Consider the following 19,962-nt stretch of genomic DNA (forward strand, 5'->3'; position numbering starts at 1 on the left):
GCTCGGCCTACGGTGTGAGGCGGCCGAGGCCCGCCTGTTCCGGGCGCTCCACCGCACGCGGGCGGCGGAACACGAACGCCGCGACGACGCCGCCCAGCAGGCCGAAGAAGTGGCCCTGCCAGCTCACACCCGTCGCCGTCGGCAGTACGCCCCACAGGATCGAGCCGTAGACCGCGGCGACCAGCAGGCCTATGAGGATGTCGCGGATGCGGCGGTCCACGAAGCCCCGAACCAGCAGATAGCCGAAGAGGCCGAACACGACGCCCGAGGCGCCCGCGGTCGTCGAGTACGACGGGGCCGTCAGCCAGACGCCCAGACCGCTGGCCACGATGATCAGGGCGGTGACGCCGACGAAGCGGCGTATGCCCGAGAGCGCGGCGAGGAAGCCGAGCACCAGCAGCGGCACGCTGTTGGCCGCGACGTGGTCGAAGCCGAAGTGCAGGAACGCGGCGGGCACGATGTCGCGCACCTCGCCGACGTATCGCGGGGTGATGCCGAAGGTGTCCAGGGCGTGGCCGGTCGCCACATCGACGATCTCCAGCAGCCACAGCAGCGCCACCCAGCCCAGAATCAGGGCCCCCGCGGCCTTGGCGCGGCCGCGCCGGGGAGGCACCGGCACCTGGGCCGGCTGTGTGAATCCGTACGACATCGGCGTCCCCCTCCTCTGCCCTGCACAACGCACGGCACCGCCGTCAGGGTTCCGCCCGGCCGCCCCACTCGGTTTGTGAGGCGCCGGATAGGCTCGGTGCGTGAGTTCCCGTCAGGATGGCCGGAAAGAACAGGCCGAGAGCGCGGTGAGCGCCCAGCGGCGGCCCTGGATCGTCGGAGTGTCCGGCGCGTCCGGTACGCCGTACGCCGCCGCCGTGCTGCGCGCGCTGCTGGCGGCGGGCGAGAGCGTGGACCTGGTGGTGTCGCGCGCGTCGCGGCTGACGCTGCTGGACGAGACCGGCATCGCGTTCCGGGATGCGCACTGGAGGGACGACCTGCGGGAGTGGCTGGCGCGCGGGGCCGACGGGAAGCCGTATCCCTTTCCGCCGGGCTCCGGCGGCGGACCGGGTTCGGGTGGCGGGCTGGGCTCCGGCGGCGGACCGGGTTCGGGTGGCGGGCTGGGCTCCGGCGGCGGATCGGTTTCGGGTGGCGGGCCGGGTTCGGACGGCGGATCGGGTTCGGCCGGTGGGCCCGCCCCAGGTCTCGGCGATGTGCGGTACTGGGCCGCCGGGGATCTCGCGGCCGGTCCGTCCTCGGGGTCGTATCCCGCGAAGGGCATGCTCATCGTGCCCGCGTCCACGGCGTGCGTGGCCGGTGTCGCGCTCGGTCTGTCGAAGGACCTGCTGCAGCGCGCGGCGAGCGTGACGCTCAAGGAAGGCCGCAGGCTGGTCGTCGCGGTGCGGGAGACGCCGCTGAACGGCCAGACGCTGAAGCATCTGGTGACGCTCGACGACGCCGGCGCGATCGTGCTGCCCGCCTCACCGGCGTTCTACGCCGGGGCGACGCACATCCAGGATCTGGTGGACTTCGTCGCGGGTCGGGTGCTGGACGCGGCGGGAGTGCCGCACCGGCTGTACCGCCGCTGGGAGGGGGAGCTCGGGGGAGGTGCCCGGGGCACGGGGGCCTAGCGGGAGGGGTTTTGGGGACTGTCCTGGCAGGTCGGGGACATGCTGTCGGGCAGTCGTTTCGTGTCCGGTGCCTTGAGGGGCCCTGACAGGTCCTGCAAGATCACCTTTGACCAACAGGGATACACACCGGCATCTCAAGGAGATGTGGAAAAAGGTTCACAGGGTGTCTGCCCTGCGGGCCTTAGATTTTGCACATAAACTTGCGGGACTGCTGAATAATGAAAGGCTTCGGACCTATGGACGCCGTGGATAGGCAGCTCATCCAGGCCCTGCGGGAGAACGGCAGGGCTTCCTACGCCGAGCTGGGGCGGCTCGTCGGGCTCTCCGGCCCGAGTGTCACCGACCGCATCAACCGCCTCGAAGCCGCGGGCGTCATCACCGGCTACCGTGCGACCGTCGACTCCGCCTCCCTCGGTCTGGGCGTGACGGCCCTCATCGGCATCTCGCTCTCCGACGCCGCCGACCACGAGGACGTGGCGCGCCGGCTGAAGGACCTTCCCGAGATCGAGGACTGCTGGTTCATCGCCGGCGACGACTCCTTCATGCTCAAGGTCCGGGCGTCCGACGTGGACGGCCTGGAGAAGACCATCCGCCGGCTGAGCGGCACCAAGGGCGTCTCCCGTACGCGTACCACCATCGTGCTCTCCACGAAGTGGGAGAACCGGGTGGGAGAGCTGCCGGGCGAGGAGGCCTGAGGCGCGGCGCAACGGGCGGTCCACCTGCCCGAAGGGCGGGGAAGCGCGGGGGAGTACGGTGGGGCACTGGTTGATTTCGGACTGACACGACTGACACATGGGAGGCGGCCGGAGCATGGACGTTGGGCTCAAGCGCGAGCTGGAGGAGAAGGTCAGGGCCGGTGAGCGGCTGACCCGCGAGGACGGCATCGCGCTGTACGAGTCGGACGACCTGGCCTGGCTCGGCGGTCTCGCTCACGAGGTGCGCACCGCAAGAACGGTGACGTCGTGCACTTCAACGTCAACCGTCACCTCAACATGACGAACGTGTGCACCGCTTCGTGCGCCTACTGCTCGTTCCAGCGCAAGCCGGGCGAGAAGGACGCGTACACGATGCGTATCGAGGAGGCCGTCCGCCTCGCCAAGGCGATGGAGAGCGAGAACCTCACCGAGCTGCACATCGTCAACGGCCTGCACCCGAACCTGCCCTGGCGGTACTACCCGCGTTCGCTCAGCGAGCTGAAGAAGGCCCTGCCGAACGTCTCCCTGAAGGCCTTCACGGCGACGGAGATCCACCACTTCGAGACGATCTCCGGTCTTTCGGCCTCGGAGATCCTCGACGAGCTGATCGACGCCGGTCTGGAGTCGCTGACCGGTGGCGGCGCGGAGATCTTCGACTGGGAGGTCCGGCAGCACATCGTCGACCACCGCACCCACTGGGAGGACTGGTCGCGCATCCACCGCCTCGCGCACGAGAAGGGTCTGAAGACCCCGTGCACGATGCTGTACGGGCACATCGAGGAGCCGCGCCACCGCGTCGACCACGTGCTGCGGCTGCGTGAGCTGCAGGACGAGACCGGCGGCTTCCAGGTGTTCATCCCGCTGCGCTACCAGCACGACTTCGTCGACATGAAGGACGGCAAGGTCCGCAACCGCCTTCAGGCCCGTACGACGATGGCGACGGGCGCCGAGGCGCTGAAGACCTTCGCGGTCTCGCGCCTCCTCTTCGACAACGTCCCGCACGTCAAGGTCTTCTGGGTCATGCACGGCGTCCAGACCGCGCAGCTCGCGCTCCAGCACGGCGCCGACGACATGGACGGCTCGGTCGTCGAGTACAAGATCACGCACGACGCGGACAACTACGGCACGCCGAACAAGCTGACGCGGGAGGATCTGCTGGATCTGATCCGCGATGCGGGGTTCCGGCCGGTGGAGCGGAACACGCGGTACGAGATCATTCGAGAGTACGACGGGCCGGATCCGGCGCGGCGGGAGTCGCCGCAGCCGATGCGGGTCTGAGGCGCCGCCCCCGGCTGCTGCGGCGCTGCCCCCTGGCTGTGGGCAGCCGCGCCGCCCCCGCCCGCTGTGGGCAGTCGTTCCTCCCCCCAGTGCCGTTAAGGGCCTGGGAGAGACCCGCCGCCGGGGTTAGCCCCCGTGGTCGGGGTACCCGACGGGCGTGAGTACCCGTACTCGTACCACCTCGGCCCCCGAGGACGCGTACACGGCGGAGCCGTTCGTGCCCGAGGGGGCGGGTCTGGCCGGCCTGCGGAAGGCCGCCGCCGAATGCCGCGGCTGCCCCCTGCACCGCGACGCCACCCAGACCGTCTTCGGCACCGGGGACACCGACGCGCGCGTGTTCCTCGTCGGTGAGCAGCCCGGCGACCAGGAGGACCGGCAGGGACAGCCGTTCGTCGGCCCCGCCGGCAGGGTTCTCGACCGGGCGCTGGCCGAGGCCGGGATCGACCCGACGCAGACGTACGTCACCAACGCCGTCAAGCACTTCAAGTGGACCCAGCCCCCCGGCGGCGGCAAGCGGCGCATCCACAAGGCGCCGAGCCTGCGCGAGATGACGGCGTGCGGGCCCTGGCTGGCCGCCGAACTGGCCCTCGTGGAGCCCGAGATCATCGTGGTGCTCGGTGCGACGGCGGGTAAGGCGCTCCTCGGCTCCTCGTTCAGGGTCACCAAGCAGCGCGGCATGCTGCTCGAGGAGGAGATCCACGGGCGGCACGCGCGCGTGGTTGCCACGATCCACCCCTCCGCGGTACTGCGCGCCGACGACCGCGAGGCGGTGTACCAGGGGCTGGTGTCGGACCTGAAGGTGGCGGCCAGGGCGCTGGGCTGAGACCCGCGCTGGGCTGAGACTCCCGCTGCTGCCGGCGGTGCCGCGCCCCGAATGCGCGGCGGTTCGCGTCACCGAGGGCCCCTGCGGGGTTGTCAGCGGTGCCGGTTAGGGTCGGCCGCATGCCGCTCGCCTTCGAACTCGACCCCGCGATCACGCCCCGGTTGCGCGACGGACTGCTCGCCCTCTGGGCGGACGTGTCCAACGCCGGCGGTGCCGTCGGCTTCGTGCCGCCCGTGAGCGCAGAGGCGATACGTCCGGAGCTCGTCAAGCACTTCGCCGCGATGAGCGAGGGGCGCACCCGGCTCCTGGTCGGCTACGACGAGGCGGGCGAGGCCGCCGCGACCGCGTTCCTCACCTACAACACGCACCGGCTGATGCGGCACTGGGTCTGGCTCTACACGGTGATGGTGCACCCGCGGCATCAGGGCAAGGGCTACGGACGGGACCTGCTGGCGGCCGCTGCCGAAGCGGCCCGCGGCTTCGAGGGCATCGAGGCGATACGGCTGACCTGCCGAGGCGGTCTGGGACTCGAGCGTTTCTACGCCTCCTGCGGCTACAAGGAAGTGGGACGCGTGCCCAGCGCCATCCGCGTGGCGCCCGGCGACGACCGCGACGACATCACGATGCTGCTGCCGCTCGGGACGGCCGGCCGACGGCCGGTCCTTTCCACGGCCGAGGCCCACGACGGCTGAGTCCCACGACGGCTGACCCCCGGGACAGGGCACGCCCGGCCGCGTGCTTCACTGGGAGGCGCGCCCATTTTCGGAACGTTCGAAACGGAAGAGTGAAATGACATGCTCCGCTACACACTGATGCGCCTCGGGATCTTCGTGGGCTGCCTCGTGGTCGTCTGGGGCCTCGTCTACTCGGGCGTCGCACCGCGCGGACTCGGCGGCGCCAACGATCTGTGGATCGTCCTGCTCGCCCTGGTGATCTCCGCGCCCATCAGCTACGTGGCCCTGCGCAAGCAGCGCGACCGCGCCTCCGAGCAGATCGTGGCGCGGGTCGACCGGGCCAAGGCCACCCTGGAGAACAACCGCAGCCAGGAGGACGTCGCGGACGACAGCGCCCGCGCGCAGGGGCAGGCGCAGGGCTAAGCGACCCCGGGGAAGTTCAGGCACGCCCCCACGCCGCCCGGCGCACGCTCCCCCACTGCCTTAAGGGCGTGGGAGGTGCCCCCACTCGCCGCACCGGCCAAAGGCCCAAGTAGCTCCGCTACGAGGGCCTTCGTCCGGCACGCCGAGAGCACGCACCGAACGACGCGGGAACGCACCCGCACTTCCCCGGCGCCGCTTAGGCTGCCCCGGTCCGGGCGCCACGGGCGCCCCGGCGCACGGCTTGCGCAGTACGCCTGGTGCCTAAAGTGCAGCTTTGAGGTTCTCAAAGTTGAAGTGTTACCGTTCTTCTCATGAAGACATCAGCTGCGCCCATCACTGCCATGAGCACCCCGCTCGTGGCGCGCCTGCATGTCGATCTTTGCCGCTGCCTGTCCGCGGCCTGTTGCCGCACCTGAGCGACACAGCAGCGGCGCACGCATCCTGCACCTCCTGCACCGTCCAATGCCTTGCCTTCGCGCGTTTGCGCGCGCCTGGCACGCCTGGCTTTGCAACCCCGCAGTCCTCGTCGGACGCCGCACCCCGTCCCGTCCCCTGCCTGACCCCACCACCACCGGAGTGTGTCCGTGTCCGCGAACACAAAGTTCAAGGTGCCCTTCTGGGCCCAGATACTCGGCGGCCTCGTCCTCGGCGTCCTGCTCGGCTGGCTCGCCCGCAGCCAGGACCTGTCCTGGCTCGTCACCACCCTCTCCAAGATCGGCGAAATCTTCGTCGGACTGCTGAAGCTGGCGGTCGCCCCGCTCGTCTTCTTCGCCATCCTGGTGTCGATCACCAATCTGCGTAAGGTCAACAACGCCGCCCGGCTGGCCTCCCGCACCCTCCTGTGGTTCATGGCCACCTCGCTGATCGCAGTCGCCATCGGCCTGGTCATCGGCCTCGTCACCAACCCGGGAGCGGGCACCGGCCTGACCCCGAAGGACGGTGCGAAGCCCGACCAGACGGGTTCCTGGATCGACTTCCTGACCGGCATCGTGCCGACGGACGTCATCACACCGTTCACCGAGCTCAACGTCCTGCAGATCGTCTTCATGGCGGCCGTCGCCGGCGTCGCGGCGCTCCAGCTCGGCGACAAGGCCAAGCCGATCCTCACGCTCAGCGAGTCCGTCCTCGAACTGCTGCAGAAGGCCCTGTGGTGGGTCATCCGGCTCGCCCCGCTGGGCACCGTCGGCCTCATCGGCAACGCCATCGCCACGTACGGCTGGGACCTGATCGGCAAGTACGCCACCTTCACCGCCGACATCTACATCGGCTGCGCGCTCGTGATGTTCGGCGTCTACCCGCTGCTGCTCGCCACCGTCGCCAAGGCCAACCCGCTCCAGTTCTTCAAGGGCGCCTGGCCCGCGATCCAGCTGGCCTTCGTCTCCCGCTCGTCCGTGGGCACCATGCCGCTGACCCAGAAGGTCACCGAGCGCCTCGGCGTGCCGAAGGAGTACGCCTCCTTCGCCGTGCCCTTCGGCGCCACGACCAAGATGGACGGCTGCGCCGCGATCTACCCGGCGATCGCCGCGATCTTCGTCGCCCAGATCTTCGACATCCAGCTGGGTCTCGGTGACTACCTGCTGATCGCCTTCGTCTCGGTCGTCGGCTCGGCCGCGACGGCGGGCCTCACGGGCGCGACGGTGATGCTCACGCTGACCCTGTCCACGCTCGGCCTCCCGATGGAGGGCGTCGGCCTGCTGCTCGCGATCGACCCGATCCTGGACATGATCCGGACGGCGACGAACGTGGCCGGACAGGCCCTCGTCCCGGTACTCGTCTCGGCCCGCGAGAAGATCCTCGACCGCGACGCCTACAACTCCGCCTCGGCGTCCCCGGTCGACGACCAGGACACGAGCGGTGTGAGCCACGCCGACCAGAAGGCGACGGTGCCTGTGACCGCGTAGCGCCTCCCGGCCTCAAGACGCCCGTGTCCCGTGTTAGGGGTGCGGGCGTCCGCGTACCCGAAGCGCTACGGGGCCCCGGCGCCGAGGCGTTACGCGAACCAGGTGCCGGAACGGACCGTACGCTGATCCGTATGGGTGCTGTGAAGAGCAAGCGGATGCCGCGTGCGGTGCGTGAGCAGCAGATGATGGACGCCGCCGTGCGGACCTTCGGGCAGCGCGGGTACCAGGCCGCGTCCATGGACGAGATCGCCGACCTGGCGGGCGTCTCCAAGCCGCTGGTGTACCTGTATCTGAACTCCAAGGAAGACCTCTTCACGGCATGCATCCGGCGTGAGGCACGGGCACTGATCGAGGCGGTCCGCGGTGGGGTGCGGCCCGACGATCCCGCTGACCGCCGGCTCTGGGGAGGGTTGCGCGCGTTCTTCACGCACACCGCGCAGAACCCGGACGGCTGGGCGGTGCTGCACCGCCAGGCACGCACCCACGGCGAGCCGTTCGCGGCCGAGGCCGCCGCGATGCGGGAGGAAATCGTCGCCCTCGTCACGCAGCTGATCGCGGTGGCCGCGCGCGAGGCTCACCGGGATCCGTCGCTGCCGGACCGCGAGGTCGCAGGCCTGGCCGAGGCGTTGGTCGGCGCCGCCGAGTCGCTTGCCGCGTGGGCCAACGCCACACCGGGTGTCTCGGCGAAGGAGGCCGCGGCGACGCTCATGAACTTCGCATGGGCGGGACTGGGCGGCCTCATGGAGGGACGGGCGTGGTCGCCGGCGGGCGGATCCGCTCAGCCGCCTGCTCCTGTTTCGGCTTCTGTTTGAACCACCTCGCCGATGAGATGGATCCGCTCCGCGCCGGTCCCGTCCCCGCCGCCGCGCAGCTCGAAAGCGGCTCCCTCGGCGGCGTACGTCACCGTGCCGGGCAGCAGCACCGGGGCCCTGAACTCGGCCCGGACGCGGGCCGCCTGGGGAACGCCGTGCCGCGCGAGGCAGCGCGCGACGGTCCACATGCCGTGGGCGATGGCCCGCGGGAAGCCGAAGAGGCGGGCGGTGAGCGGGTGGAGATGGATCGGGTTCCGGTCCCCGGAAGCGGCGCCGTAGCGACGGCCGACATCCCCGCCGAGCGTCCACTCGGCGACGGCGGGCAGAGGCTTCCGCGCCGGTACCGTCGGCCGATCGCGAGGAAGGGTGCCCGCCGCGGTCCTGTGCCGGGCCAGATACCTGCTCCTCGACTCCCACATGACCTCACCAGCCACTCGCAGCTCGGTGGCCACGATCGCCTCGGTGCCGCGCCGGTGCGGGGCGAAGCCGTCGACGTACACGGTGAGTTCGTACTCCTCGGCCGGACCGAGGCCACGCCGCTGATCGATCTCGATCGACGTGTGAACGAGCCCGAGCAGCGGCAGCGGAAAGTCCCGGGCAGCCATCAGCCGCATGGCGAGCGGAAACCCGAGGACATGCGGATACGTCACCGGCAGCGCCTGATCCGGCCCGGTACCGAAGCCGCACACCCGCTCATACGCAGCAAGCCGCCCACTGTCGACCCGCACTCCGGGCAGCACCAGCCGCGTACCTGGCACGACGGCACCCGTCGGCGCGCCCCGCTTGAACGGAGACAACAGCGCACCGCGGCCCAGCACGGCAGGCAGTGCCGGCGGCGCGCCAAGAGTCAGAGTCTGCAAATCAGTGGCCTCCTTGGAATAGCTGTTGTCCGTTGTGGCAGGCGTTCCGCCGGGCTGGGGGCCTCCCAGCGGCAGTTGGAGGAGGGGGCACAACCCCACAACCCCACGACGGCGGCAACCCCGCGCGAAAGGGTGCGCCCTGTACGGGGTAGGGACCGCAATGCCGGGCGCCCAAGCCCTTACGCTCCGAGCAGGCTCTGCCCACACACCCGCACAACCTGCCCGTTCACACCCCCGGACCCAGGATGGGCGAACCACGCCGTCGTCTCGGCGACATCGACCGGAAGCCCGCCCTGCCCAAGGGAGTTCATCCGCCGCCCCGCCTCCCGGATGAACAGCGGAACGGCGGCCGTCATCCGCGTCTCGATGAAGCCGGGCGCGACGGCGTTGACCGTCACCCCGTGCTCGGCCGCCGCCCGCGGCGCCAGCGCCCGTACCAGCCCCACGATGCCGGCCTTGCTCGCGGCGTAGTTGGTCTGGCCGACGTTGCCGGCGATCCCGGCGATGGACGCGGTGGCGACGATCCGTCCGCCCGCCCGCAGCGTCCCCGACTTCAGCAGCGAGTCCGTCGTACGCAGCACGCTCGCGAGGTTGACGTCCAGCACCGAACTCCACCGCTCGGCCGCCATGTTGGCCAGCTTGCGGTCGCGCGTGATCCCCGCGTTGTGGACGAGGATGTCGAGCCCGTCGGGGAGCGCCGCAGCGATCCGCTCGCCCGCGTCGTCCGCGGTGATGTCGAGCGGCAGCGCGCTCCCGCCGAGCCGGTCCGCGACCCTCGCCAGGTCGCTCTCCGCGGCGGGGATGTCGAGGCAGACGACTCGCGCTCCGTCCCGCGCCAGCGTCTCGGCGACCGCCTCGCCGATACCCCGCGCGGCGCCGGTGACCAGGGCGGTACGCCCCGCGAGGGGCCGCTCCCAGTCCTCCGGCGCCGTCACCTCGCCGCCCGCACCGCTCACTTCGATCACCTGACCGCTGACATACGCGGACTTGGGCGAGAGCAGAAACCGGAGCGTCGACTCGGCGGCCGGGGCCCCGGCCCCGTCCTGGGCCCCGGCTTCCGAGGCGATCCGTACCAGCGAAACCGTCCGCCCCCGCCCGATCTCCTTGCCGAGGGACCGTACGAATCCCTCGAGTCCCTGCTGGACGGCGGCCTGATGGTGGTCGGCCGGATCCAGCGGAGCCCCGAGCACCACCACCCGGCCGCTGTCGGCGACCGAGCGCACCACGGGGTGCAGCGCCGTATGCACTTCGGCGAGCGTGTCCACGTCGGCGACGCCCGTGGCGTCGAGCACGACGGCGGCGGGGCGGTCGGCAGTCGCCCGCACCTCGAGACCGGTCCGCGCAAGAACCTCACCGAGCGACCCCGAAGACCCGGCCGAGTCGGAAGACCCCGCCGGGCCCGCCGAGCCCGCCGAGTGCGAAGACCCCGCCGAGCCCCCGAGTCGCGAGGTCCCCGCCGTGAGGTGCAGCAACGCCCCCTCCAGTACGGGGCGTTCGGCCGACCAGCGGTGCAGCGCCGCAGGCTGGGGCAGGCCGAGGCGACGGGCGAGAAAACGACCGGGAGCGGTACGGGAGAACTGCAGATAGCGGTCGGCCATTGTCCAAGCTCCCAGCGTCATCATAAATTTACTTCAGAGTAAGGTTACTTAAGAGTCAGGTGGCGGCCAAGGCGCGATCGCGGTCCACGAACGCACTCGAACACCCCTGACCCGCCACCCGTACTTCCAGGCAGCGACAAGGAGCCACCCTGTGTCACGCCGAGAGACCACCAACCCCCCACCCCCGCTCACCCCGCCCGAGATCAGGCAGTTGAACGGCGCCGTGCGCGAGGCGTCCGTCCCTCCGCTCGCGACCCCCGTCACGCACGGCTCACTGGCGGACATCCCCTTCGACAACGCACAGCAGGCACCGGCCGAAGCCGTCCTCAGCCGCAAGGGGCAGGACGGCCGGTGGACGGACGTGACCGCCGCGGCCTTCGCCGACGAGGTCCTCGCCGTCGCCAAGGGGCTGATCGCGGAGGGCCTGGTGCCCGGCGACCGGCTCGCCATCATGGCCCGTACGACCTACGAATGGACGCTGCTGGACTTCGCCGCCTGGGCCGCCGGGCTGGTCACCGTGCCGGTGTATCCGACGTCGTCCGCCTTCCAGACGCGCTGGATCCTGCAGGACTCCGGAGCCGTGGCGATAGCCGTCGAGAGCGCGGCGCAGGCCGCGGCGCTCGGACCGGAGCGCGACCGGCTGCCGGATCTGCAGCATCTGTGGGCCTTTGAGAAGGGGCATGTTCAGCGCCTCGCCGAGTTGGGCCGGGACGTGCCGGACGAGGAGGTCACCGCACGGCGCGGCATGCTCGGCCCGGACTCCCTCGCCACCCTCATCTACACCTCCGGCACCACCGGCCGTCCCAAGGGCTGCGCCCTGACCCACGGCAACTTCTTCGCCGAGGTCGACAACGCCATCGAACTGCTGCACCCGGTCTTCAAGTCCGTCAGCAAGGAACCGGCGTCCACGCTCCTTTTCCTGCCCCTCTCGCACGTGTTCGGCCGCATGGTCGCCGTCGGCTGTCTGCGGGCCCGCGTACGGCTGGGGCATGGGCCGAGCATCCAGACCGAGGACCTGCTCGCGGACCTCGCCGGTTTCCGCCCGACGTTCCTGCTCGCCATCCCGTACGTCCTGGAGAAGGTCTTCAACACGGGCCGCGCCACCGCCGAGAAGATGGGCCGTGCCGCATCCTTCGACCGGGCGGCTTCCATCGCCCGGCGGTACGGCGAGGCGGTCGAGGCACAGCAGCACGGCACCGGGCCCGGCCCTGGCCCCGGTCTGCGGGCGGCGCGTGCGCTGTACGACCCGCTCGTATACCGCCGGATCCGCGCCGCGCTCGGCGGCAAGGTCCGGTACGCGATCTGCGGCGGCTCCCCGCTCGGACGCCGGCTCGCGGCCTTCTACGCGGGCGCCGGAATCGAGATCTTCGAGGGCTACGGCCTGACGGAGACCACGGCCGCCGCGACGGTCACCCCGCCGCTCAAACCCCGGCTGGGCACGGTGGGCTGGCCCCTGCCCGGTACGAAGGTGCGCATCGCGGGGGACGGCGAGGTCATGCTCCGGGGCGGACAGGTGTTCCGCGGCTACTGGGACCCGGGGGCCGGCGGGGTGACACCCGCAGTCCAGGACGGCTGGTTCCCGACCGGCGACCTCGGGCACCTCGACGCCGACGGCTACCTCACCATCACCGGCCGCAAGAAGGACATCCTCATCACCACCGGCGGCAAGAACGTCGCCCCCGCCCCGCTGGAGGACTGGCTCCGCGCCCACCCGCTCGTCGGCCAGTGCATGGTGGTCGGCGACAACCGCCCGTACATCACCGCCCTGATCACCCTCGAACCGGACGGCATCGCCCACTGGTGCCGGATGAAGCGCAAGGAGCACCTGCCTGTCGCCCAGTTGGTGAAGGACCCCGAACTGCTCGAGACGCTCCAGCGCGCCGTGGACGAGGCCAACAAGCTGGTCTCCCGTGCCGAGTCCATCCGCAGGTTCACCGTGCTGGCAACGGACTTCACGGAGGAGGCGGGCCACCTCACCCCGTCCCTGAAGATCCGCCGAGAGGCCGTTCTGGGGGACTTCGCGGAGGAGGTCGAGGCCCTGTACGACAGGCGGTGAGCAGGGCCGGCCCGCGGCTACACGCTGCCCAGATCGGCGGAGAGCCAGTGCTCGGGGCGCATCCGGATTGTCACCATGTCGTCCTCGGAGGACCGGAGCTGCTCCATGTACGCGGGCACCTTGTCGGCGGGCATGTAGCGGGCGGAGATCTCCGCGAGCTCCTCGTCCGTGGTCGCGGCGGTGGACGTGACCGGGCCCTCCGCGGTGACGTAGCGGTACGTGGGCGCGGTCCGGTCGACCAGGAGCGTGAACCGGCCGGCCGAGGCGATCAGCCGGGCCTTACGGGAGCCGCCCCCTGTCGTGATCATGAAGCCGGCGCCGGGGTGGTAGGCGTACCACACCGGCACGTTCAGCGGCCCGCGCCCGCCCTCGGCGGTCACGGCCAGGGCGGCAACGAGCGATTCAGCGAGGAGCGCGTCGCGCTCGGCGGTGGACAGGGCCATCGGAGTCTCCCGGGGCGCGGTGAGAGGACGCGGCGAACACTGGCACATCCCCGTGGCCGATCATGAGGATTCGGCCCCTTGTGGGCGTGGCCCGCGGCGTGGGGCGGGCGCCAGTGACGGTGTCGGCAAGCGCTCCGTGTGGCACTTCAGCTCTTCCGGTTCCCCTTGGGTGACAGCAACTGCTCGCGCAGCGCGTTCAGTTGGTGCGACGTGTCCACGGCCTGGGTTTCGTCCAGGGTCGTGAGCGCCAGGAGCAGCGCGTCGGCCACGACCAGGGCCGTGAGTGCCTCCGCGGTGATGCCGGTCGGGGTGTGCGGCGCCGTGAGGACCGCGTCCACGCGCGTGCCGTACCGCTGTCCGAGCTCGTCGGTGACCAGCACGACACGGGCGCCGACCGCTCGCGCCCGTTCGATGAGCACCGTCAGCTCGGTCAGAGCGCGGCCGGGCTGGAAGATCACCGCCGCGTCGCCCTGGCGCAGGGCGAGGAGATGGTCGGCGAGCGCGAACCCGGTCGCGCCCACGAAGCGGGCCCGGCGGCCGATGCGGCCCAGGGCCAGTGCCAGATGGCGGGCGGCCGGTTCGGAGGCGGCGATCCCATAGCAGTGGATCTCACCGGCCTCGGCGAGCGCCGTCACCGCGGTGCGCAGGGCGTCCGGCTCGGTGAGCCGCCGGGCGTGCTCGATGCGTTCCTGCGCTTCGTCGAACACGTCGTCCCAGATGCTCTCCAGATCCCGGCCGACGTGCGCGATGCGCTGCTTCAGCCGCACCTCGGGCGCCACGGCCGATGTGAAGTCGGAGGCCAGCTCGCGCTTCAGGGCGGGCAGGCCGGCGTAGCCGAGGCGCTGCAACGCGCGGACGACCGTGGCGTTGCTGGTGCCGCTCGCCGTGCCCAACTCCTGTGCGCTGGCGAAGAGAAGCCCCTCGACAGGGGCGCTCGCCAGATACCGGGCGACCGCGCGCTCGGACGTGGACAGCGTCTCCCACTGGTCGCGTACGGCCGTTCGGAGGCGGGTCACACCGCCCGCCTCCTCGTCTGAAATTTCCATTACAGCGATTGACTTTCCCGTGATGGTCGTTACTCTCCTGGGCAACGCATTCCAGAAGGAGTGCTTCTCGTAACCGACGTTACAGGGCGTCGGTGACACGGGGAGCCTCCGTCGCGAGGAGAAGAATGGCATCCCGCACCCTGCCCCTCATCGAGATCTCCGGCACTCCCGGCGACCGCGGCCGCCAGTACGGCGAGGCCGTACGCCCCCAACTGGGCGCCGCGCTCGCCTACTACGAGGAGGCCTTCGGCCGGTCCGCGGGCCTGACCTGGGACCAGGTCACCGCCCGGGCCGCCCGCTGGCAGGAGCCGGTGCGCTCGTACGCGCCGCATCTGCTGGAGGAGATGCAGGGCATCGCCGACGGGGCTGGGGTGGGACTCCTGGACGTTCTCGCTCTCAACGCGCGCGGCGAGGTGATCTACGACCGCTCGTTCGCGGACATGGGCGAGTCGGCCGAGGTGGTCGAGGAGGAGCCGGCCGAGGGCTGCACGTCGTTCGCCGTGTACGGCGAGGCCAGCGGCGACGGGCACGTCTGGGCCGGGCAGAACTGGGACTGGCGCGCCGGTGTCGCCGACACCGTCGTGATGCTGCGCATCGTCCAGCCGCCGGCGCCCACCCTGATCATGCAGGTCGAGGCCGGGCAGATCGGCCGTCAGGGCGCCAACTCGGCGGGCATCGCGCTCAACGCCAACGGCCTCGGCGGCCGTTTCAACGACGCGGTCGGCCTCCCGCAGACCGTCGTACGACGCAGTGTCCTGGACCAGCACACCATCACCGACGCGCTCGACGTCCTGTGCCGCACGCGCGCCCACATCGCCTCCAACGCGCTGCTGACCTGCCGCGAAGGATTCGCCGTCGACCTGGAGACCACGCCTGCCGGGCACGGCTGGCTGTACCCGGAGGACGGCCTGCTCGTGCACGGCAACCACTACCAGGCGGGCATTCCCGCCGCGATAGCCGCCGACTACCGGCCGCTGTCCTCGGACTCGCTCGTGCGCGTGCCCCGCGCCGAGCAGGGACTGCGCGCCCTGCGCTCCTCCACCGGCCCGGACGAGTCGCGCAAGCTGATCAAGCAGGCGATGTCCGACCACCTCGGCCTGCCCGAGTCGCTCTGCACCCACCCCGACACCCGCAAGCCCGCCCTGGAGCACTGGGCCACGCTCGTCTCCTCCTGCGTGGACCTGACCAGCGGCGACTACCACGTGACCGCGGGCACCCCCTGCGACCGCGACTACCAGCACCTGCCCTGGAACCTCTACGACGGCCCGGGCGCCGACGTCCCGACCGACTGTCCCAGCTGACACAGGAGTTCATCCGATGACGACGACGAACAAGCGGATGGCGGCGGCCGCCGGCCTGGTCGCCGCGACCGTGCTCACCACGGCGGGCTGCAGCGGCGCCGACACGGCCGCCACCACCGGCAAGCCCGCCGATGCCGCGAAGCTCACGCTGACCCCCACCACGCCCACCGCCAAGGGCCGGGTCACCAAGGTGAACTGGCTGCTGGAGGACGAACCGGACTCCCTCGACCTCGACTCGCAGGGCACCAGCGCCGGACGCGTCGTCCTCACCAACGTCTGCGAACGGCTCTACCAGCTGCAGCCCGACATGACGGTCAAGCCCTTCCTCGCGGAGAAGGCCGCGACCCCGGACGACAAGACCCTCGTCCTGACCGTCCGCGACGGCGTCACCTTCCACGACGGCTCCGAGCTCACCGCCGACGACGTGCTGTGGAGCCTGAAGCGGCACGCCGACCCGGACATGGAGCAGAGCGACGAGTTCACCAACGTCGTCTCGATGAAGAAGACCGGCGACAACGAGATCACCATCCGCTTCAAGGAACCCGACGCCCTGTTCACCAAGGCGCTCGCGGGCGACGCCGGCATCGTCTGGAACAAGGAGCAGGTGACGAAGGCCGGCAAGGACTTCGGCACGCCGGGTCAGGGCGACGCCTGCTCCGGCCCGTACGAACTGGGCAGCTGGAAGTCCGGCGACTCGATCACCATCCGGGCGTACGACGGGTACTGGGGCACCGAGCCGCTCACCCAGGAGGTCGTCTTCCGCTGGGCCGCCGACAGCGCGCTGGTCAATGCCCTGAAGACCGGGGCCGCCGACGGCACGTACGCCGAATCGCCCAACACCGCCTCAGCCCTGCGCGCCACCAAGGGCCTCAGCCAGTACTACGGCCCCTCGACCGCCTCCCTCGTCCTCATCCCCACCGATCGCGGCGGCCTGAAGGACCCGAAGATCCGGAAGGCGCTCTCGCTCTCCCTCGACCGGGCCGGCATCGCCAAGTCCGGCTACGGCGGGCTCGTCGAGCCCTGGGCGAGCCCGGTGGGATCCGGCGCCTGGGGCTACGAGAAGGCGGAGTTCGAGGCCGCGCAGAAGGAGCTGGACAAGGCGGCGCCCGCGTCGCCGGACGCCGACGACATCGCCGAGGCCAAGCAGCTGGTGAAGGACGCCGGTGCGCCCACCGAGCCCATCGTCATCGGCACCGACAGCAGCCAGGGCCGCACCGTCGTCGCCAACGCCGTACGCGCCGCGCTCCAGCGCATCGGCCTCAAGGGCGAGATCAAGACCGTGCCGACCGCGCAGTTCGAGGAGTTCTACAGCGACCCGGCAGCCCGCGCCGACATCGATGTGCTGGCCGGTGACTGGTACATCTCCAAGGCCGACCCGATCGGCTTCTACGACAACGGCCTGTCCGACTCCTCCAACAACTGGGTGGGCTTCAAGGACTCGACGTACGACGAGAAGGTGCACGAGGCCCTCGGCACGCTCGACGACGCAGAGCGGGCGAAGCTCGTGATCGACGTGGAGCAGCGGTTCTCGGACGCCGCCGTGTGGATCCCCGTGGCGCAGGTGCCGTCCGTGCTCGTGCTGAACAGCGAGCTGACAGGACCGCCCGCCTCGCAGGCGTACCTCTACTACCCGTGGGCGGCCGCACTGGGCGCCAAGAAGGGCTGACGCACCATGCCCGCCCGGATAGCGCGACGCGTGGCCGGATTCCTGGCCACGCTGTTCGCCGCCTCGTTCGTCATCTTCGCGGCCGTGTACGCGGCGCCCGGCGACCCCGCCGTGTTCCTCGCCGGCGGCCGCGACAAGCTCACGCCCGACCGGCTGGCGGCGGTCCGCGCGCAGTACCACCTCGACGAACCGCTGGTCGTCCAGTACGGCCGGTGGCTGTGGGACTGCCTGCACTTCGACCTGGGCCGCTCCTTCAAGTACGGCGACCAGGTGGCCGACCTGGTCGGGGCGCGCCTGCCGACGACGCTGCAGCTCGTCGCCTACGCGACGCTGCTGTTCGTGGTGTTCGGCGTCGGAGCGGGCATCCTCGCCGCGGTCAGGCAGTCCACCTGGGTGGACTCGGCGGTGGTCGGCGGCACGACGCTCGCCGCGTCCGTACCGTCCTTCGTCGCGGCGATCGCGCTCGTCTCGCTCTTCGGTGTGCAGCTCGGCTGGTTCCCGGTGACGGGCACCGGCGAGGGCTTCGCCGGGACGCTGCACCACCTCACGCTGCCCGCGCTGTCCCTGGCGCTCGGCGCGCTCGCGATCATCAGCCGGGTCACCCGGCAAGCCATGGCGGACGCGGCCGCCTCCGACCATGTCGAGGCGGCCCGCGCCTCCGGTGTCCCCGAGCGCGACATCGTCCGCCGTCACGTCCTGCGCAACGCGCTCGGTCCGATCATCACCATGTGCGGCCTGGTCATGGCCGGAATGCTCGCGGGCACCGTCGTCGTGGAGACCGCCTTCGGCATCAGCGGGATCGGCTCCCTGCTCGTCGGCGCCATCAACACGCACGACTTCCCCGTCGCCCAGGCCGTCCTGCTGCTCATGGTCACCGGCTATATCGCGGTCACCACGCTCGTCGACCTGGTGCACCCGCTCCTCGACCCCCGCGTGAGGGAGGCCCGCACCGCATGACCGCACTCACCCTCACCCCGGTCCGCATACGGACCCGCCGCCCCGTCGGCGTATCGATCGCCGCCGGATTCCTGGCCCTGGTGGTCATTGCCGCGGCGCTGGCACCCGTCCTCGCGCCGTACGCCCCCGACGCGATCGATCTGTCCGCCTCGCTCGCCGGCACCAGCGCCGACCATCTGCTGGGCACCGACTCCTCCGGCCAGGACCTGCTCTCGCGCGTCCTGTACGGGGCCCGCTCCAGCCTGGTCGCGCCGCTGCTGCTGCTCGCGGTTGCCGCTTTGCTCGGCGTCACCCTCGGCGTGCTCGCCGCCTGGCGCGGCGGCTGGGTGGACAGCTTCGTCTCCCGGCTGACAGACGTCATGTACGCCTTCCCCGGGCTGCTGTTCACCGTCCTGATCATCGCGGTCTTCGGCACCGGCATGACCACGTCCGTGCTGGCCCTGGGCCTCGCGTACACGCCGACCGTCGCGAAGTACACCCGCTCGCTCGCCCTGTCCGAGACCCGCAAGCCGTACGTCGACGCCTACCGGGTCCAGGGCATGGGCGGCGTCCGGATCTGCGCCCTGCACCTCGTGCCCAACCTGGGCCGTGCCGTCGTCGGCTACCTCGTGGTGCTGTTCGGCGAGGCGCTGATGTCGCTCGCGACCCTGTCCTACCTGGGCTTCGGCGCCCAACCCCCCAGCTCCGACTGGGGCTTGATGGTGCAGGAAGGGCAGGCCGCCGTCGTCCAGGGCGCCATGCTGCCCGCCCTCGTCCCCGGCACCGCCATCGCCGCGGTGGTCGTGTCCTTCAACGTGGTCGGCGTCTGGGCCGCCGACCGGCTCGGGAGGGAGGGCTGATGCTGCTCACCATCGACCAGTTGACCGTGGAGGTGCCGGGTGCCGCCCGGCCGCTCCTGGACGACGTCAGCCTCCGCATCGGGGAGGGCGAGGTCGTCGGCCTCGTCGGCGAGTCCGGATCCGGCAAGTCGACGACGGCGAAGGCCGCGCTGGGCCTGCTGCCGAGCGGAGCCACGGCATCCGGCACGGTACGTGTCGAGGGCGCCGACGTCCTTTCCCTCACCGGCGAGGACCTCCGCCGGCACCGCGCCCGCACCGTCGCCATGGTCCACCAGGACCCGCGCGCCGCACTCAACCCCGTACGCCGCATCGGCGACTTCCTCCTCGAACGCGGCGCCGACCGGGACCAGGCCGTCGGCCTCCTCGAGGCGGTCGGCCTGTCCGACCCGGAACACCGGATGCGGCAGCGCCCGCACGAACTGTCCGGCGGCATGCTCCAGCGCGTCGTCATCGCGGGCGCCCTGGCCACGCGACCGCGGCTGCTGCTCGCCGACGAGGCGACCAGCGCCCTCGACGTCACCACGCAGGCCGAGATCCTCGCACTGCTGCGCACCCTGCGCGCTGAGCACGGCGCCGGTCTGCTCTTCATCACCCATGATCTGCATCTGGCGGCCGCCTACTGCGACCGCGTGTACGTGATGTACGCGGGCCGCGTCGTCGAGGAACGCACCGCCCAGGCCCTGTTCGCGGCCCCCGCCCACCCCTACACCCGCGGCCTGCTGTCCTGTTCGCCCACCCTCGGCGCGACCCCACGCCGGCTGAAGCCCATCCCCGGACGCCCGCCGTCCCTGGGGGACGCCTTCACAGGCTGCCCGTTCGCGGCACGCTGCCCGGACGCGGAGTCCGCCTGCGACACCTGGTCCCCGGAGCCGGTGGCCCTGGCGGACGGCGGTACGGCCGCGTGCCGCCGTATCCCCGCAGCGGTGCCCGCCACCGCGGAAAGGAGCACCGCATGACCGACGACCTGCGGGCCG

At 71.1% G+C, this 19,962-nt stretch carries 18 protein-coding genes and 1 pseudogene; 14 read left to right on the forward strand and 5 right to left on the reverse strand.

Annotated elements, in window-relative coordinates; genetic code table 11:
- Positions 1–7: 7 nt before the first annotated feature.
- A complete protein-coding gene (locus ACSMXV_RS24220) occupies positions 8–649 on the reverse strand; it encodes a rhomboid family intramembrane serine protease (RefSeq protein ID WP_473173389.1) in 642 nt (213 codons plus the stop codon).
- 100 nt (positions 650–749) lie between these two features.
- On the opposite strand from ACSMXV_RS24220, the gene ACSMXV_RS24225 reads away from it, so the two are divergent.
- The 8 genes and pseudogenes from ACSMXV_RS24225 to ACSMXV_RS24260 all read left to right on the forward strand — a co-directional run bounded on the left by ACSMXV_RS24225 (position 750) and on the right by ACSMXV_RS24260 (position 8,222).
- On the forward strand, positions 750–1,616 hold the full coding sequence (locus tag ACSMXV_RS24225) for a UbiX family flavin prenyltransferase (RefSeq protein ID WP_473173390.1): 867 nt from the start codon (positions 750–752) through the stop codon (positions 1,614–1,616).
- 236 nt (positions 1,617–1,852) lie between these two features.
- Positions 1,853–2,311: an Lrp/AsnC family transcriptional regulator gene (locus ACSMXV_RS24230; protein ID WP_181661604.1), complete on the forward strand. Its 459-nt coding sequence runs from the start codon at positions 1,853–1,855 to the stop codon at positions 2,309–2,311.
- Positions 2,312–2,426: 115 nt separating this feature from the next.
- Positions 2,427–3,589: pseudogene (gene mqnE, locus ACSMXV_RS24235) on the forward strand (aminofutalosine synthase MqnE).
- 157 nt (positions 3,590–3,746) lie between these two features.
- Positions 3,747–4,412 carry a UdgX family uracil-DNA binding protein gene (locus tag ACSMXV_RS24240; protein ID WP_181661606.1) on the forward strand — a complete coding sequence of 222 codons (666 nt, stop codon included), beginning with the start codon at positions 3,747–3,749 and terminating at the stop codon, positions 4,410–4,412.
- A gap of 119 nt (positions 4,413–4,531) precedes the next feature.
- Complete coding sequence (locus tag ACSMXV_RS24245; protein ID WP_473173391.1) at positions 4,532–5,104, forward strand: GNAT family N-acetyltransferase; 573 nt, start codon at positions 4,532–4,534, stop codon at positions 5,102–5,104.
- 102 nt (positions 5,105–5,206) lie between these two features.
- On the forward strand, positions 5,207–5,509 hold the full coding sequence (locus tag ACSMXV_RS24250) for a DUF4229 domain-containing protein (RefSeq protein WP_181661608.1): 303 nt from the start codon (positions 5,207–5,209) through the stop codon (positions 5,507–5,509).
- Positions 5,510–6,087: 578 nt separating this feature from the next.
- Positions 6,088–7,410 (forward strand): dicarboxylate/amino acid:cation symporter, encoded by a 1,323-nt coding sequence (locus ACSMXV_RS24255; protein ID WP_473173392.1) that lies wholly within the window; start codon positions 6,088–6,090, stop codon positions 7,408–7,410.
- 131 nt (positions 7,411–7,541) lie between these two features.
- Positions 7,542–8,222 (forward strand): TetR/AcrR family transcriptional regulator, encoded by a 681-nt coding sequence (locus tag ACSMXV_RS24260; protein WP_473173393.1) that lies wholly within the window; start codon positions 7,542–7,544, stop codon positions 8,220–8,222.
- Here ACSMXV_RS24260 and ACSMXV_RS24265 read toward each other — a convergent pair.
- Both ACSMXV_RS24265 and ACSMXV_RS24270 read right to left on the reverse strand, forming a co-directional pair.
- A complete protein-coding gene (locus tag ACSMXV_RS24265; protein WP_473173394.1) occupies positions 8,189–9,082 on the reverse strand; it encodes a MaoC family dehydratase in 894 nt (297 codons plus the stop codon). The two genes, ACSMXV_RS24260 and ACSMXV_RS24265, sit on opposite strands and share 34 nt — an antisense overlap.
- A 179-nt stretch (positions 9,083–9,261) precedes the next feature.
- A complete protein-coding gene (locus ACSMXV_RS24270) occupies positions 9,262–10,680 on the reverse strand; it encodes a 3-oxoacyl-ACP reductase (protein WP_473173395.1) in 1,419 nt (472 codons plus the stop codon).
- Between the two features lie 202 nt (positions 10,681–10,882).
- Between ACSMXV_RS24270 and ACSMXV_RS24275 the strand changes: the two genes are divergently transcribed.
- Complete coding sequence (locus ACSMXV_RS24275) at positions 10,883–12,736, forward strand: AMP-dependent synthetase/ligase (protein ID WP_473179053.1); 1,854 nt, start codon at positions 10,883–10,885, stop codon at positions 12,734–12,736.
- A gap of 17 nt (positions 12,737–12,753) precedes the next feature.
- Here the strand turns inward: ACSMXV_RS24275 and ACSMXV_RS24280 are convergent, their stop codons facing one another.
- Complete coding sequence (locus ACSMXV_RS24280; protein ID WP_473173396.1) at positions 12,754–13,179, reverse strand: pyridoxamine 5'-phosphate oxidase family protein; 426 nt, start codon at positions 13,177–13,179, stop codon at positions 12,754–12,756.
- Positions 13,180–13,325: 146 nt separating this feature from the next.
- Complete coding sequence (locus ACSMXV_RS24285; RefSeq protein ID WP_473173397.1) at positions 13,326–14,225, reverse strand: MurR/RpiR family transcriptional regulator; 900 nt, start codon at positions 14,223–14,225, stop codon at positions 13,326–13,328.
- A 125-nt stretch (positions 14,226–14,350) separates the two neighbouring features.
- Here ACSMXV_RS24285 and ACSMXV_RS24290 point away from each other — a divergent pair, with 125 nt between their 5' ends.
- From ACSMXV_RS24290 to ACSMXV_RS24310, 5 genes are read left to right on the forward strand one after another with little or no spacing between them, the layout of a single operon-like run.
- Positions 14,351–15,526, forward strand: coding sequence for a C45 family autoproteolytic acyltransferase/hydolase (locus ACSMXV_RS24290; protein ID WP_473173398.1), 1,176 nt, complete (start codon positions 14,351–14,353; stop codon positions 15,524–15,526).
- Positions 15,527–15,542: 16 nt separating this feature from the next.
- The gene (locus ACSMXV_RS24295; protein WP_473173399.1) at positions 15,543–17,192 is read left to right on the forward strand and encodes an ABC transporter substrate-binding protein; all 1,650 of its coding nucleotides are present in this window, start codon (positions 15,543–15,545) and stop codon (positions 17,190–17,192) included.
- A 6-nt stretch (positions 17,193–17,198) separates the two neighbouring features.
- Positions 17,199–18,149: an ABC transporter permease gene (locus ACSMXV_RS24300; protein ID WP_473173400.1), complete on the forward strand. Its 951-nt coding sequence runs from the start codon at positions 17,199–17,201 to the stop codon at positions 18,147–18,149.
- Complete coding sequence (locus tag ACSMXV_RS24305) at positions 18,146–18,988, forward strand: ABC transporter permease (protein ID WP_473173401.1); 843 nt, start codon at positions 18,146–18,148, stop codon at positions 18,986–18,988. Before ACSMXV_RS24300 ends, ACSMXV_RS24305 begins: the two co-directional genes overlap by 4 nt.
- A complete protein-coding gene (locus ACSMXV_RS24310; RefSeq protein ID WP_473173402.1) occupies positions 18,988–19,944 on the forward strand; it encodes an ABC transporter ATP-binding protein in 957 nt (318 codons plus the stop codon). Before ACSMXV_RS24305 ends, ACSMXV_RS24310 begins: the two co-directional genes overlap by 1 nt.
- The last annotated feature ends 18 nt before the right edge of the window (positions 19,945–19,962 follow it).

The organism is Streptomyces sp. DSM 42067 (genome assembly GCF_055792885.1).

Coding starts and splice junctions, on each gene's coding strand:
- ACSMXV_RS24280 (WP_473173396.1), bottom strand. CDS start 13,179: ATGGCCCTGTCCACCGCCGAGCGCGACGCGCTCCTCGCTGAATCGCTC.
- ACSMXV_RS24305 (WP_473173401.1), top strand. CDS start 18,146: ATGACCGCACTCACCCTCACCCCGGTCCGCATACGGACCCGCCGCCCC.
- ACSMXV_RS24310 (WP_473173402.1), top strand. CDS start 18,988: ATGCTGCTCACCATCGACCAGTTGACCGTGGAGGTGCCGGGTGCCGCC.
- ACSMXV_RS24270 (WP_473173395.1), bottom strand. CDS start 10,680: ATGGCCGACCGCTATCTGCAGTTCTCCCGTACCGCTCCCGGTCGTTTT.
- ACSMXV_RS24220 (WP_473173389.1), bottom strand. CDS start 649: ATGTCGTACGGATTCACACAGCCGGCCCAGGTGCCGGTGCCTCCCCGG.
- ACSMXV_RS24230 (WP_181661604.1), top strand. CDS start 1,853: ATGGACGCCGTGGATAGGCAGCTCATCCAGGCCCTGCGGGAGAACGGC.
- ACSMXV_RS24290 (WP_473173398.1), top strand. CDS start 14,351: ATGGCATCCCGCACCCTGCCCCTCATCGAGATCTCCGGCACTCCCGGC.
- ACSMXV_RS24250 (WP_181661608.1), top strand. CDS start 5,207: ATGCTCCGCTACACACTGATGCGCCTCGGGATCTTCGTGGGCTGCCTC.
- ACSMXV_RS24295 (WP_473173399.1), top strand. CDS start 15,543: ATGACGACGACGAACAAGCGGATGGCGGCGGCCGCCGGCCTGGTCGCC.
- ACSMXV_RS24245 (WP_473173391.1), top strand. CDS start 4,532: ATGCCGCTCGCCTTCGAACTCGACCCCGCGATCACGCCCCGGTTGCGC.
- ACSMXV_RS24260 (WP_473173393.1), top strand. CDS start 7,542: ATGGGTGCTGTGAAGAGCAAGCGGATGCCGCGTGCGGTGCGTGAGCAG.
- ACSMXV_RS24300 (WP_473173400.1), top strand. CDS start 17,199: ATGCCCGCCCGGATAGCGCGACGCGTGGCCGGATTCCTGGCCACGCTG.
- ACSMXV_RS24285 (WP_473173397.1), bottom strand. CDS start 14,225: ATGGAAATTTCAGACGAGGAGGCGGGCGGTGTGACCCGCCTCCGAACG.